The sequence below is a fragment of the Streptomyces sp. NPDC050161 genome, from assembly GCF_044460025.1.
GTDB lineage: Bacteria > Actinomycetota > Actinomycetes > Streptomycetales > Streptomycetaceae > Streptomyces.
Genome location: NZ_JBITJM010000013.1, coordinates 63,380 through 75,945 on the forward strand (window position 1 = coordinate 63,380; position 12,566 = coordinate 75,945).

At 74.7% G+C, this 12,566-nt stretch carries 11 protein-coding genes; 4 read left to right on the plus strand and 7 right to left on the minus strand.

What is annotated here, in order from left to right; all coding sequences use genetic code 11:
- Positions 1 to 145: 145 nt before the first annotated feature.
- Positions 146 to 1,447 carry a phosphoribosylamine--glycine ligase gene (gene purD, locus ACIBK8_RS21720; RefSeq protein WP_399043438.1) on the minus strand — a complete coding sequence of 434 codons (1,302 nt, stop codon included), beginning with the start codon at positions 1,445 to 1,447 and terminating at the stop codon, positions 146 to 148.
- 337 nt (positions 1,448 to 1,784) lie between these two features.
- Here purD and ACIBK8_RS21725 point away from each other — a divergent pair, with 337 nt between their 5' ends.
- Positions 1,785 to 2,576: an SLATT domain-containing protein gene (locus ACIBK8_RS21725; RefSeq protein ID WP_399043439.1), complete on the plus strand. Its 792-nt coding sequence runs from the start codon at positions 1,785 to 1,787 to the stop codon at positions 2,574 to 2,576.
- Between the two features lie 30 nt (positions 2,577 to 2,606).
- Here ACIBK8_RS21725 and ACIBK8_RS21730 read toward each other — a convergent pair whose 3' ends face one another.
- The 4 genes from ACIBK8_RS21730 to ACIBK8_RS21745 form a co-directional block, all read right to left on the minus strand.
- Entirely contained in the window at positions 2,607 to 3,257 is a 651-nt protein-coding gene (locus ACIBK8_RS21730) for a hypothetical protein (RefSeq protein WP_399043440.1), read from the minus strand.
- A 132-nt stretch (positions 3,258 to 3,389) separates the two neighbouring features.
- Complete coding sequence (locus ACIBK8_RS21735; protein ID WP_399043441.1) at positions 3,390 to 4,067, minus strand: GntR family transcriptional regulator; 678 nt, start codon at positions 4,065 to 4,067, stop codon at positions 3,390 to 3,392.
- An 80-nt stretch (positions 4,068 to 4,147) separates the two neighbouring features.
- Complete coding sequence (locus ACIBK8_RS21740; protein WP_399043551.1) at positions 4,148 to 5,521, minus strand: aspartate aminotransferase family protein; 1,374 nt, start codon at positions 5,519 to 5,521, stop codon at positions 4,148 to 4,150.
- Between the two features lie 173 nt (positions 5,522 to 5,694).
- Positions 5,695 to 6,198: a hypothetical protein gene (locus ACIBK8_RS21745; protein WP_399043442.1), complete on the minus strand. Its 504-nt coding sequence runs from the start codon at positions 6,196 to 6,198 to the stop codon at positions 5,695 to 5,697.
- 121 nt (positions 6,199 to 6,319) lie between these two features.
- On the opposite strand from ACIBK8_RS21745, the gene ACIBK8_RS21750 reads away from it, so the two are divergent.
- Positions 6,320 to 7,060, plus strand: coding sequence for a response regulator transcription factor (locus ACIBK8_RS21750; RefSeq protein ID WP_399043443.1), 741 nt, complete (start codon positions 6,320 to 6,322; stop codon positions 7,058 to 7,060).
- Between the two features lie 2 nt (positions 7,061 to 7,062).
- Entirely contained in the window at positions 7,063 to 8,448 is a 1,386-nt protein-coding gene (locus ACIBK8_RS21755) for a sensor histidine kinase (protein WP_399043444.1), read from the plus strand.
- A 42-nt stretch (positions 8,449 to 8,490) separates the two neighbouring features.
- Here the strand turns inward: ACIBK8_RS21755 and ACIBK8_RS21760 are convergent, their stop codons facing one another.
- Both ACIBK8_RS21760 and ACIBK8_RS21765 read right to left on the minus strand, forming a co-directional pair.
- A complete protein-coding gene (locus tag ACIBK8_RS21760) occupies positions 8,491 to 9,285 on the minus strand; it encodes a polyphosphate polymerase domain-containing protein (protein WP_399043445.1) in 795 nt (264 codons plus the stop codon).
- Positions 9,282 to 10,034, minus strand: coding sequence for a DUF4956 domain-containing protein (locus ACIBK8_RS21765; RefSeq protein WP_399043446.1), 753 nt, complete (start codon positions 10,032 to 10,034; stop codon positions 9,282 to 9,284). Before ACIBK8_RS21765 ends, ACIBK8_RS21760 begins: the two co-directional genes overlap by 4 nt.
- A gap of 430 nt (positions 10,035 to 10,464) precedes the next feature.
- On the opposite strand from ACIBK8_RS21765, the gene ACIBK8_RS21770 reads away from it, so the two are divergent.
- Positions 10,465 to 12,474: a serine/threonine-protein kinase gene (locus ACIBK8_RS21770; protein ID WP_399043447.1), complete on the plus strand. Its 2,010-nt coding sequence runs from the start codon at positions 10,465 to 10,467 to the stop codon at positions 12,472 to 12,474.
- Positions 12,475 to 12,566: the final 92 nt, after the last annotated feature.

Below are 12,566 nucleotides of genomic sequence, written 5' to 3' on the forward strand. Positions count from 1 at the left end.
GTACCGGTCACTCGATGGAATGGCTTTGGGTAAAGCCGGGAACCCGGGCCCGCGGCCCCCGCCGGGCCCCGCGGAAACACACAGCGGCCCCGGTAACACGCCATGACCTGACGTGCCACCGGGGCCGCTGCCCGTGTGGGGACGGCTACGCCTGCCCGGCCCCGCCGTCCGCCGCCGCCTTCGCCGCGATGTCCGTGCGGTGCTGGGATCCGTCCAGCGAGATCCGGCCGACGGCGCGGTAGGCGCGCTCGCGGGCGATGCCGAGGTCGGCGCCGGTCGCGGTGACGGACAGCACCCGGCCGCCCGCGCTGAGCACCGCGCCCGACGCGTCCTGCCGGGTGCCCGCGTGCAGCACGTACGCCTCGGGGGCGTCCTGCGCCGCGACGTCCGCGAGGCCGTCGATGGGGTCTCCGGTACGCGGGGTGTCCGGGTAGTTGTGCGAGGCGATGACGACGGTGACCGCGGCGTCCTCGCTCCAGCGCAGCGGCGGGAGGGCGGCCAGGGTGCCGGTCGCCGCGGCGTGCAGCAGTCCGGCCAGCGGTGTCTTGAGGCGGGCGAGGACGACCTGGGTCTCCGGGTCGCCGAAGCGCGCGTTGAACTCGATCACGCGCACGCCGCGCGAGGTGATCGCGAGGCCCGCGTAGAGCAGCCCGGAGAACGGGGTGCCGCGGCGGCGCAGCTCGTCGACGGTGGGCTGCAGGACGGTGTCCATGACCTCGTCGACCAGCTTCGGGTCGGCCCAGGGCAGCGGGCTGTACGCGCCCATGCCGCCGGTGTTCGGGCCCGCGTCGCCGTCGTAGGCGCGCTTGAAGTCCTGGGCGGGCCGCAGGGGGACGACGGTCTCGCCGTCGGTGACCGCGAAGAGGGAGACCTCCGGGCCGTCGAGGAACTCCTCGATGACCGCCCGGCCGCCGTCCGCGGCGTCGCGGCGCTGCGCCACGCAGGCCAGGGCGTGCGCGCGGGCCGCGTCGACGTCGTCGGTGACGACGACGCCCTTGCCGGCCGCGAGCCCGTCGTCCTTGACGACGTACGGAGCGCCGAAGGCGTCCAGCGCGGTGTCGATCTCTTCGGGGGTGGTGCAGACGTAGCTGCGCGCGGTCGGGACGGCAGCGGCGGCCATCACGTCCTTGGCGAACGCCTTGGAGCCCTCCAGCTGGGCTGCCTGGGCGGACGGGCCGAAGACCGGGATGCCGCGGGCGCGCACCGCGTCGGCGACCCCCGCCACCAGCGGGGCTTCGGGTCCGACGACGACCAGATCGGCCTCCAGACCGGAGGCGAGTTCGGCGACGGCCCGGCCGTCGAGGGCGTTGACCCCGTGCAGTTCGGCCACCTCGGCGATACCGGCGTTGCCGGGAGCGCAGTGCAGCGCGGTGACGTCGGGGTCGAGGGACAGGGAGCGGCACAGGGCGTGTTCGCGGGCGCCGCCGCCGATGACGAGGACCTTCACGGGGGCAGCCTAGTCGCCCGCATGCCCCGGCCAGGTCGGCGCCCCTGCACGGCCGCCGCCACGGCGCCGGCGGCCCGGCTCCCGCGGTCGTACGGCCGGAGGCGCGCGGCAACACGGCGCCGCCCGTGACGGCAACTCTTTAGGGTGAGTACCGCCGTGGCCCTATACCGGATCGGACCGCACTTCCGGGCGGGAATACCGTGCTCCTGGGGGCAAGCCCCACCGTTCGGCGGTAGGAAGGGGCTGCGCGTTTTCGCCGTCGCCCGGGGCCTGATCCACACGGCAGGTCCCATGCGTCGCACGCGCCGCACATATCCGTACAGAGGGAGTTTCACGGGTGAGTCAGCCGGAGATGCAGCCCGAGGGGCCGCCCGGGGAGGAAGGCGGACGGGGCCGCGGGCCGCGGCGCACCTGGGAGCGGGCGGCAGCGCTGATTCCCGGCCGTGGCCGGGGCCCGGAGCCCGAAGACCTCACCGGCCGCGCCTTCCCGCTCGGCGACTGGGGTGAGCCGGCCGACCGTCTGGACGCGCTCTACCAGTGGACGGAGGAGGGCGCGCTGCGCGCCGCCGACTGGTACCTGCACGACCGGCTGGGCAAGCGCCGCGGCGCGCGGGCGCTGCGCACCGGTGCCGCCGCCGGGGTGTCGGCGGGCGCGGCGCTGCCGCTGCTCGACCTGGCCGGGGCGTGGCACGGCGCGGCCCCTTGGGGCTATCTGCTGCTGCTGATAGCCGCGGTCTGCGTCGGCTGCGACCGCTATTTCGGGGTGACGGCCGGCTGGATGCGGGACATGGCGACCGCGCAGGCGATCCACCGCAGGCTGGAGGCGTTGCAGTTCGACTGGGCGTCGGAGAGCGTCCGGGAGGTGCTCGGTCCGGCGGACGGCACGGCGAGCGAGGCGGCGGAGCGCTGTCTGGGGGTGCTGCGCCGCTTCCACGAGGACATCGCCGACCTCGTACGGTCCGAGACCGCCGACTGGATGACGGAGTTCAGGGCCGGGCCCGCGCCGCAGCTGCCGCGGTCCGGGGCGGCGCAGCGGACGGAGGGCCAGGGGCAGTCAGGACGTTTCACGCTGCCGCCGGGTGCGCGGCCGAACATGCCGCGGCAGCGGCCTCCGGAGCCGCCACGCTGAGGTGGCCGTCCGGGGCCGCCGCCGTACGGCTCAGCTGAAGACGATCATGGAGCCTTGGCCCAGGCTCCGGGTGGCGGCGGCGTGCAGGCCGAGCCAGACGTGCCGCTCCCGGGCGAACGGGCCGTTGTCCAGGGGCGAGACGCCCGACCGCTCCTCCAGGGTGGTGGGGCCGGCCGGCGGGTCGGGCGGGGCCGGGGGATTGGCCGGATCGATGCCCAGGGACGGCGCGACCAGTTCGAGTTCGCGCAGCAGTCCCTGCGAGGAACCCAACGGGCCGCCGCCTTCGAGGAGTTCGTCGTCGGCGAGCGGGTGCGGGAAGTCCACCGGGACGTACGCGCCCGCGTGGTCGTAGTGCCACACCAGGTGGGACTGCTGGGCGGTGGGCTCGAACATCTCCAGCAACTGCTCGTAGTCGCCGCCCAGTTCGTCGACCGGTGTGACCTCCAGGCCGCACAGGCGCAGGAGGTAGGCGCGGCGCAGGAAGTGCAGCGCGTCGTAGTCGAAGCCGGCGACCGGGGCGACGTCACCGGAGAGGCCCGGCATGTAGCTGAAGACCGGGACCGGCGGCAGTCCTGCCTCCGTCAGGGCCTTGTCGTAGGAGGCGATCTCTTCGGAGAAGGGGTTGTCGGGGCTGTGGCACAGCACGTCGACGAGAGGTACCAGCCACAGGTCACATGCCACGAGTGAGTGCTCGCTTCCGGTCGGGGCCACTGGCTCGGGCGGCGCAGATGCAGAGGGGACGGGGGTGCGGGGGCGGCGGTCGCGGGCGGGGCCCGGCTGCCGCCCTGACGGCCGGGTCGGGACAGCGTAGTGCTAGCCGCGCTCCCCGACGAGGGTGAGGGAGTGCTCGTTGTACTCGGTGACCAGCCGTTGGGCCGCGGCCAGATCGTGCCGTACGACGGCGTCGACCAGCGCGCGGTGGTCGTGCCAGAGGTGGCCGCGCAGGTCGTCCTCACCGCGCAGCAGGGGCACCGCGAACATCCAGGTCTGTACCCGGACCCGGTCCAGGAAGTCGCTGATGTACGGGTTGCCGACGAGGCTGCCGAGTTCCCGCCAGAACCGCAGGTCGTAGCCGATGAGGACGTCGAGGTCGCCGGAGCACGCGGCCCGTTCGGCGGCTTCGGCCCGGCGCCTGATCGAGACCAGCACCTCGGCGGATGCGCGGCGCAGGGCGCGTTCGGCGGTGCTGCGGAAGATGCCTTCGACGACCAGGGTGCGGGCCTCGACCATGGCGCGGTAGTCGTCGGCGGTGAAGGCGCGCACCCGGAAGCCGCGGTGCTGTTCGACGTCGAGCAGGCCCTGGGCGCACAGGTCGAGCAGCGCCTCACGGACCGGAGTCGCGGAGACGCCGTACTGTTCGGCGATCTCCTTGACGGTGAACTGGTGGCCGCACGGCAGGCGTCCGGCCAGCACTTCGTCGCGCAGCGCGTCGGCGATCTGCTGGCGCAGGGTGCTGCGCCGTATGACTGTGCTGGCTCCGGCGGCGGCCATCGCGTCGGTCCCCTTCGACGACAACGGGCCGCGCGGGTGGCAGGCGGCCCCCGCACACGATAGGCGAGGGCCGCCTGCGGTCAGGCCGTGGTGTGCGCGTCGGCCGTCGTCAGGGCCTCGTCGAGGACGGCGAGGCCCTCCTTGGCCTCGGCCGCGGTGACCGTGCAGGCCGGGACGACGTGCGTCCGGTTCATGTTGACGAAAGGCCACAGGCCGCCGCGCTTGCAGGCCGCGGCGAACTCGGCCATCGGGGTGTTGGCGGCGCCCGACGCGTTGTACGGCACCAGCGGCTCGCGGGTCTCCTTGTCCTTGACCAGCTCCAGGGCCCAGAAGGCGCCCAGGCCGCGGACCTCGCCGACGGACGGGTGCCGCTCGGCGATCTCGCGGAGGGCGGGGCCGATGACCGTCTCGCCGATCTCGGCGGCGTTCTCCACGATCCGCTCATCGGCCATCGCGTTGATCGTGGCGACGGCGGACGCGCAGGCCAGCGGGTGTCCCGAGTAGGTGAGGCCGCCGGGGTAGGGGCGGGTCTCGAAGGTGGCGGCGATCTCGGCGCTGATCGCGACGCCGCCGAGCGGTACGTAGCCGGAGTTGACGCCCTTGGCGAAGGTCAGCAGGTCGGGGGTGACGCCGAAGTGGTCGGCGGCGAACCAGTGGCCGGTGCGGCCGAAGCCCGCCATCACCTCGTCGAGGACGAAGACGATGCCGTGCCGGTCGCAGATCTCGCGGACGCCGGCGAGGTAGCCGGGCGGCGGGACCATGATGCCCGCGGTGCCGGGGATGGTCTCCAGGATGATCGCGGCGACGGTCTGCGGGCCCTCGAAGGCGAGGGTCTGTTCGAGGTGGGCGAGGGCGCGCTCGCACTCCTGCGCCTCGCTCTCGGCGTGGAAGGGCGAGCGGTAGAGGAACGGGCCCCAGAAGTGCACGACACCGGCGGACGCGGTGTCGGAAGGCCAGCGGCGCGGGTCGCCGGTGAGGTTGATCGCGGCGGCGGTGGCGCCGTGGTACGAGCGGTAGGCGGAGAGCACCTTGGGGCGGCCGGTGTGCAGCCGGGCCATCCGGACGGCGTTCTCCACGGCCTCGGCGCCGCCGTTGGTGAAGAAGATCTTGTCGAGGTCACCCGGGGTGCGCTCGGCGATCAGCCGGGCGGCCTCGGAGCGTACATCGACGGCGAAGCCCGGAGCGATGGTGCACAGCTTCGCGGCCTGCTCCTGGATGGCGGCGACGACCTTGGGGTGCTGGTGGCCGATGTTGGTGTTGACCAGCTGGGAGGAGAAGTCGAGGTAGCGGTTGCCGTCGTAATCCCAGAAGTACGAGCCTTCGGCGCCGGCGACCGCGAGCGGGTCGATGAGGCCCTGCGCGGACCAGGAGTGGAAGACGTGCGCGCGGTCGGCGGCCTTCACCGCTGCCCCGGCAACGGGGTCGGCGGCGGGGACGGAGGCGGGAGGCGTCATGGTCACGGTCGGTACCTCGGATCGGTCGCTCGGCTCCGCCGGGACAGGGACGGCGGACGCCTGAAGCCTACGGATCGGGGACCGCCGGCCGGTACCGACAGTGTGTACGGCAGTCTCCGCGCGCGCCGACAGAATGTCGGTGTTGTGCCGATGCCGTACGCCGTCGGCCGCCGTCAGTCGTCGTGGTCGGGGGCCGGCTCCGCCCGGAGGCGGCCGTCGGCGCAGCGGACCTGGTACGGGCGGTCGTCCGGGCCGTCGTCGTCGAGCGGCTCGAACTCGATGGCGGCGGTGGCGGCCGGTCCGCGCAGCACGTCGTCGTCCACGTGGTAGCCGGCCGTGGGGCTCCAGGCCGTCAGGTAGACCCGGCCGCCGGTGCGGCACTCGGCGGTGATGCTGCCGCCGGTGACGCGTACGGTCCCGGCGCCGGGCGGTGGGGCGGACGAGGCGGGCGGGTTCGGAGGGGTGGATGCGGTGGCCGGGTCGGGTGGCCGGTGCGGTTCGGCGGCGGCGGAGCGGGCCGCGTCAAGTTTCTGGCGTACGCCCAACTCGTCCAGCGGGGCCGCGCGCAGCTGCGCCGTGCCGCTGCCGGTGTGGGCCAGGGACCAGGCGCCGAGCCCGCTCGCCGTGGCCACCGCGCACACCCAGACCGCCGTGGTCGCCGCTCCGCGCCATGCCATCGCCGCCGCCTCTCTCGCGTGGGCACCAGCCTCCCGCACCGTTCCCTAACGCCCGGTTAAGGCCGGTTCAAAGCCCGGCGGCCGGGCTTCCCGCGCCGCATGGGGTGTCTACGGTGGTTGCATGCCCCATCTTCTTGTCGTCGAGGACGACCCTCAGCTGCGCGGTGCGCTGGTGCGTGCCCTGCGCGACCGCGGCCATGCCGTCGCCACCGCCGCGACCGGGATGTCAGGGCTCGACGCGGCCGTGACCGACCGTCCTGACCTCGTCGTACTCGACCTTGGGCTGCCGGACGTGGACGGCGCGCAGGTGCTGCGGATGCTGCGCGCCGTCAGCGAGGTGCCGGTGATCGTCGCCACCGCGCGGGACGAGGAGCCCGACATGGTCGCGGTGCTGGGCGACGGCGCCGACGACTACATCGTCAAGCCGTTCGGGGCGGCTCAGCTCGATGCCCGGATCAAGGCGGTGCTGCGCCGGCTGGGGGCCGCCGAGCCCGAGCCCGCCCTCCGGGTCGGCGAGCTGGTCCTGGACACCGCGTCGCGCGAGGTGACGCTCGCGGGCCGGGCGCTGGATCTCACCCCGCGCGAGTTCGACCTGCTCGCCTACCTCGGCCGCCGCGCCGGGCAGGTGGTCTCCCGGCGCGAGCTGCTCGCCGAGGTGTGGCAGCAGCCGCTCGGCGGTGCCGACAAGACGGTGGACGTCCATCTCTCGTGGCTGCGCAGGAAGTTGGGCGAGACGGCGCAGCGGCCCCGCTATCTGCACACGGTCCGTACGGTCGGCGTGAAGCTGTCGGCGCCGGAGGCCGCCGGAGACACCGGGGACGCGGGGTCCGCGCCGCGCACCGGAACCGCCGGAGAGGCGTAGCCGTGCGCCGCAGCATCCTCCTCGTCACGGCGGCCACCACCGCGCTCGTGCTGGCCGCGCTCCTCGTCCCGCTGTCCCTCCTGGCGCGCAGCCACGCCGCGGACCGGGCGACCGCCGACGCGACGTCCCGCGCCCATTCGCTGGCCACCGGCCTCGGGCAGGCGCTCGCCGAGGGCTCCGGATCGCGCTCCCCCGCCCCGGCCGCCCGCCGCGCCGCGGCGACCCTGGTCACCTCGGCGAACGGCCCCGGCCTCCCGCTCACTTCGGTCATCCTCGGGGACGGCTCCGTACTCGGCTCCCCCGCGCCTGTTACCGACGCGGTACGGCTGGCGCGCTACGGGCGGGCCTTCACCTACGAGCCGTCCCGGGGCGGGCGGACCGTCCTGGTTCCCGTCCAGGGGGTGGCGGGCGGCACCGCGGTCGTCCATGTGGCGCTGTCCGACGAGCAGTTGTACGCCGGGACGCTGGCCTCCTCGCTGGCGTTCGCGGGGATCGGGGCCGGTCTGATGCTGCTGGGCCTGCTGTTCGCCGACCGGCTCGGCGCCCGCCTCGTGCGCTCCACGCGCCGGCTCGCCGCGGTCGCCGACCGGCTGGCCGGCGGCGATCTGACCGCGCGCGCCGAGCCGTCGGGTCCGCCCGAACTCCGCCTGGTCGCGCGCCAGCTGAACCATCTCGCCGAGCGCATACACGGCTTCCTGACCGCCGAACGCGAGAACGCGGCGGACCTGGCGCACCGCCTCCGCACCCCCGTCGCCGCGCTGCGCCTGGATGCCGAGGGGCTGCGCGATCCGGCGGAGGCGGAACGGATCGCGGCGGACGTGGCGGCGTTGGAGCGCAGTGTCGACGACGTGATCAGGACGGCCCGCAAGCCGCTGCGGGAGGACGGTTCGGGTCCGCCGCGGGCCGATCTGGCCGCCGTCACCCGGGCCCGCGCCGACTTCTGGCTGCCGCTGGCCGAGGACCAGGGCCGCACCCTGGAATGTGCCGTTCCGACGCCGGGCGACGGCCTCGGCCCGGTGCTCGTACGGGCCGACGAGGCCGAACTTGCCGCCGCGGTCGACGCGTTGATCGGCAACGTCTTCGACCACACGCCGGAGGGCGCCGGCATGCGGCTGACGGTGGCGCGGGCCGCCGGCCCGGCGTCCGGCGGCGGCCTGCTCACCGTCGAGGACGACGGGCCTGGGTTCCCCGATGGCCATGTGCCCGCCCGGGGCCGCAGCGGCGGCGGGTCCACGGGCCTCGGCCTGGACATCGTCCGCCGCGCGGCCCGGGAGTCCGGCGGCACGGTGGAGTTCGGCGACGCGGCGGGCGGCGGCGCCCGCATCACGGCGTCCTTCGGCGGCGCGGCGGCCCGCGGGCCGGTGGAGACCGCGGCGGCCCCGGCCTGAGCGCGCCGGGAACCGCTCCGGCGGGCGCCCGCCCGCCGCCCCTCAGGCAGCCGAGGGGAACGCCGTCCGTACCGCGCGCTGCCAGTGGTTGGCCGTCAGGTCGGGGCGCAGGGCGGACAGCGCCCCGCAGTACTTGGTGAATTCGGCGGCCCGTATGCCGTAGCCGTGCAGCAGCCGGTCGGCCTCGGTCAGATGGCCGGTGGTCTTGGTCTCGACGAGTACCAGGCCGCCGTCGGCCCGTACGGTGTCGCCGGTCGTCAGGTCACGGCCGACGAGGTCCGCGTCGCAGGTGATGCGCTGGCCGTCGGCGACGAAGGTGGTCCGCTGGTAGTCGGTGGCGATGGAGCGGCCCAGGTCAACGGGGGCCTCGATGCCGTAGGAGCGGTCGAGCACGGCGGAGAGGAAGTCGCGCGGGCCGTGGCCGAGGGCGGCGTCGCCGGGCAGCAGCGGCCTGCGGTGCTTGACGGTTTCGCCGCGGCGGCCCTTGAGCTTGATCTCGAACTGCCGCTCCCCGGTGTCCTCGTAGAGCCGCTCGCGGATCTTGAAGCGGAGTCTGCGGCGCTGCCGGTGGTCGTGGAAGGAGCGCAGGTCGGGGGTGTCGTAGTAGACGGAGTGGTAGCGGAACCAGCGGCGGCCGTTGATGCACAGCGCGGCGAACGGGCCGCCCGGCCGCTTCCGGTCGGTGAGCGCGGCGGCGAACTCGGCGAACACGTCGACCGGGACCAGGTAGCTGTTGTCGAAGCGGGCGAGCAGTTCGGCGCGGGCCTGGACGTCGGCGAGCGGCACGGGGCGCGCGGCCATGGCGGCGCGGGCGATGGCGCGTACGGCGGGATTCACACGGTCTCCTGGGCGGTCGGGTGGGGGCGGGCGATCGTGCGGGACCGGGCGGCGTCCGGCGTGGCGGCCGGTACGGTGCCGGCGGCCGGTGCAGTGGTCGTCGGGTAACCGGTGTCGGAGTCGGTGGCGGGTCCTGGCAGGGAACGGGTCGCCGAAGCGCTGGTCTGCTTTCTACGTTCTGCCCGCCCGGAAAGTTCCGGTGCCCGGAAACGCACGTCGAGAACCATCAAGTCCCGGACATAGTCCACTTCCTGGACGGTCCACTGCAGCGGTTCGCCGAGCCGCCGCGCCAGGTCGGCGCGGATCCCGGCCTCGTCACGGTGCACCACGTCCAGCGTGATGAGCGTGCGGCGGGTGCCGGACAGCAGCCGGGGGTGGTCGGCGACGTGGATGACGAGCAGCAGCAGCGCGGCCAGTGTTCCGGCCACGGCGAGCGGCAGGTGCGGCAGCGCGCACAGCAGGCCGAGCACCAGGGTCGTGAAGTAGTAGGCGACCTCCTCGTGCTGGACGGAGTCCGAGCGCAGCCGGATGATCGACAGGACCCCGAAGAGCCCGAAGCCGAGCGCGGTGCCGCCGCCCGTCCCGACCTGTGACAGCGCCGCGACCACCGAGAACAGCGCGACGTTCAGCGCCAGGTAGGCAGGCACCAGGTCCCGGCGATGGTGCCGGGGGTAGTACACGGCGAAGGTCAGCACGCTCACCGCGGCCAGATCCATCGCCAGCCGCGCCGCCAGCTCCCCGTACGTCAAGGCACCCCACCACTTTCCGCTTCGTCCGCGTCGTCCGCGGCTCCGGCTCCTTCGGCCGTCGCTCCCGGACCGTTCTCCGGTACGCCAGGAACGTTAGGAACCGCCGGGTTAACCCCGCCCCCTTCCCGGGTTAAGGAGCGACTGCGGCGGCACGGCGGGCCGCCGCGGTCGCTCCACGTGCCCCCGAGGGCGCCCGTCCTCCGGCCCTCCTGGCTTCCGGCCGGGAAATCCCCCGGTCAGGAGGGTGGCGGGCCGACACCCCCGCTCCCGCCCGATCGTTCTCCCCTCGTAACGATCCGTCGGCCGTTGTGCGATCCGACGGCGCCTACGCTCGGGGTACGGCGGGAGGCGGCCCGAACGGCGGGACGGCCGGCGGTCCGGCAGCGGGCGGCAGCATCGGGCACGGGAACGGACACGGGAGGGCGCGCGGATGGAGGGCCTGCGCGGGCTGATGGACGGCGATCCGCAGTGGATCGGGGACTACCGGCTGCTGAGCCGTCTCGGGACCGGCGGGATGGGCCGGGTCTACCTCGCGCGTTCGGAGGGCGGCAGGACCGTCGCCGTGAAACTCGTCAAGACCGAGCTGGCGGCCGAGGAGGAGTTCCGGGACCGTTTCCGGGCCGAGGTCGCCGCCGCGCGCCGGGTCGGCGGCCACTGGACCGCTCCGGTGCTGGACGCCGACACCGAGGCCGAGGTCCCCTGGGTCGCCACCGGCTACATCGCAGGTCCCGCCCTCAGCGAGGTGGTCGGCGGCGGCTACGGCCGGACGGGTCTGTACGGCCCGCTGCCTGAGCACTCCCTGCGGCACCTCGCGTACGGGCTGTCCTGCGCGCTGGTCGACATCCACGGCGTCGGTCTGGTGCACCGCGACCTCAAGCCGTCCAATGTGCTGCTGACCATCGACGGACCCCGGGTGATCGACTTCGGGATCGCGCGGGCGCTGGACGCGGTCGGCGAGCAGACGCAGACCACCCTCGGCACGGTCGTCGGCTCCCCCAGCTTCATGTCGCCCGAGCAGGTCCAGGGGCTCCGGGTCGGCCCGGCGAGCGATGTGTTCTGTCTGGGTTCTGTGCTGGCGTACGCGGCCACCGGGCGGACACCGTTCGGCAGCGTCGCCTCCGGTGTGCACGCGGTGATGTTCAAGATCGCTCAGGAGGATCCGGACCTGACGACGGCGCCTGACGGGCCGGTGCGGGACCTCATCCACGCCTGCCTGGCCAAGGATCCCGAGGCCAGGCCCACCACCCGGGAGCTGCTGTCCCGGCTCGGCCCGGTGGGCGACGGCGGTGCGGCGGGCGGCGCCAGGTCGCCGTGGCTGCCCGCCGAACTGATCGCGCATCTGGGCCGGCACGCCGTACGGCTGCTCGACACGGACACCCCGCCGGGCGGCCACCCGCCCTGGCGCACCGCTCGCCCCGGGGAGCGCGTCCCCGAGCACGCGGCCCCTGCCGCCCCTGCCCCGCCGCCCCTCGCCCAGGCCCCGGTGCGGCCGACGGCAGGGGAGCCGCTCGGGCCCGCTGCCGCGGCGGCTTCCGACGGCCCGCCGCCCCCGCCCGCCACGGGCGCGGCGCCGTGCGGCCCGGCCGCCGCAGCGAGCCCGCACGACCGTCCCGTCCCGGCCGCCGTGCGCCCGGCCGGCGGCGCGCCAAGGCGCCGTCGCCGCATGGTCGTCCTCGGCGCCGTCGCGGTCGTGGTGGCCGCCGCCGCGCTCGCCGTCCCGCTGCTGAGCGGCAGCGGCGCGGACGGCGACGACTCGTCGGACATCTCCGGCCGCTACGTCGGCACCTGGACGGGCGACGTGCTGCGGGACGGCACCCCCACCGGCCAGCAGCGCCGGTTCGTGATCTCGCACGGCAAGGTCGGCGAGGTCGTCGCGAACAGCACCAGCCTGGGCCGGACGTACGAGTGCCGCAGCGACGCCAAGCTGGTGTCGGTGGCGGACGAGGACGGCCGGGAGCGGCTGCGCCTCGACACGAAGGTGATCAAGTCCGTGCCGGTGGGCCGCTGTGCCGCGCTCGGTGAGCACACCCTGCGTCCCGGTCCCCGCGGCACCCTGGAGTGGGCGGCGGCCGGCCGCACCGCGACGCTGCACCGCTCCGAGCGGGCGGCGGAGATCGTCCCGGACGGCTATCTCGGCACCTGGCAGCGGCAGAACGACGACGGTGTGCGGAGCCAGCGGCTGACGATCAAGCGGGCGCCGGTGGGCAGCAGCGTCGTCACGCTGGTCACCGAGGGGGGCGGGCAGGGCCGCTGCACCGCGCACGCCGACCTGTACTCGGCCGAGGGAAAGCTGACGGTCGGGCCGACGGTCGTCGACCGGCCCGCTCCGGACTGCCGCCCGAGCGGCACGTCCGTGCTCCGCCTCAACGGCGACGGCAGCCTGCGCCGCGAGTTCCCGGGCCGGGATCCGCGCCCGCGGACGTACTCCCGGGCGGGCTGAGGTGCGCGGCGGGGCCGCGCGATGTTCCACGTGAAACATGACCCGGCCGGCGGACACGAGATCCGCCGGCCGGGTCACCTGCTGTCTCCGGG

What these genes read in the sequence shown, in the direction of transcription:
- ACIBK8_RS21735 (WP_399043441.1), bottom strand. Translation starts at nt 4,067, where the DNA reads ATGGCCGCCGCCGGAGCCAGCACAGTCATACGGCGCAGCACCCTGCGC.
- ACIBK8_RS21750 (WP_399043443.1), top strand. Translation starts at nt 6,320, where the DNA reads ATGCCCCATCTTCTTGTCGTCGAGGACGACCCTCAGCTGCGCGGTGCG.
- ACIBK8_RS21770 (WP_399043447.1), top strand. Translation starts at nt 10,465, where the DNA reads ATGGAGGGCCTGCGCGGGCTGATGGACGGCGATCCGCAGTGGATCGGG.
- ACIBK8_RS21745 (WP_399043442.1), bottom strand. Translation starts at nt 6,198, where the DNA reads ATGGCATGGCGCGGAGCGGCGACCACGGCGGTCTGGGTGTGCGCGGTG.
- ACIBK8_RS21740 (WP_399043551.1), bottom strand. Translation starts at nt 5,521, where the DNA reads ATGACGCCTCCCGCCTCCGTCCCCGCCGCCGACCCCGTTGCCGGGGCA.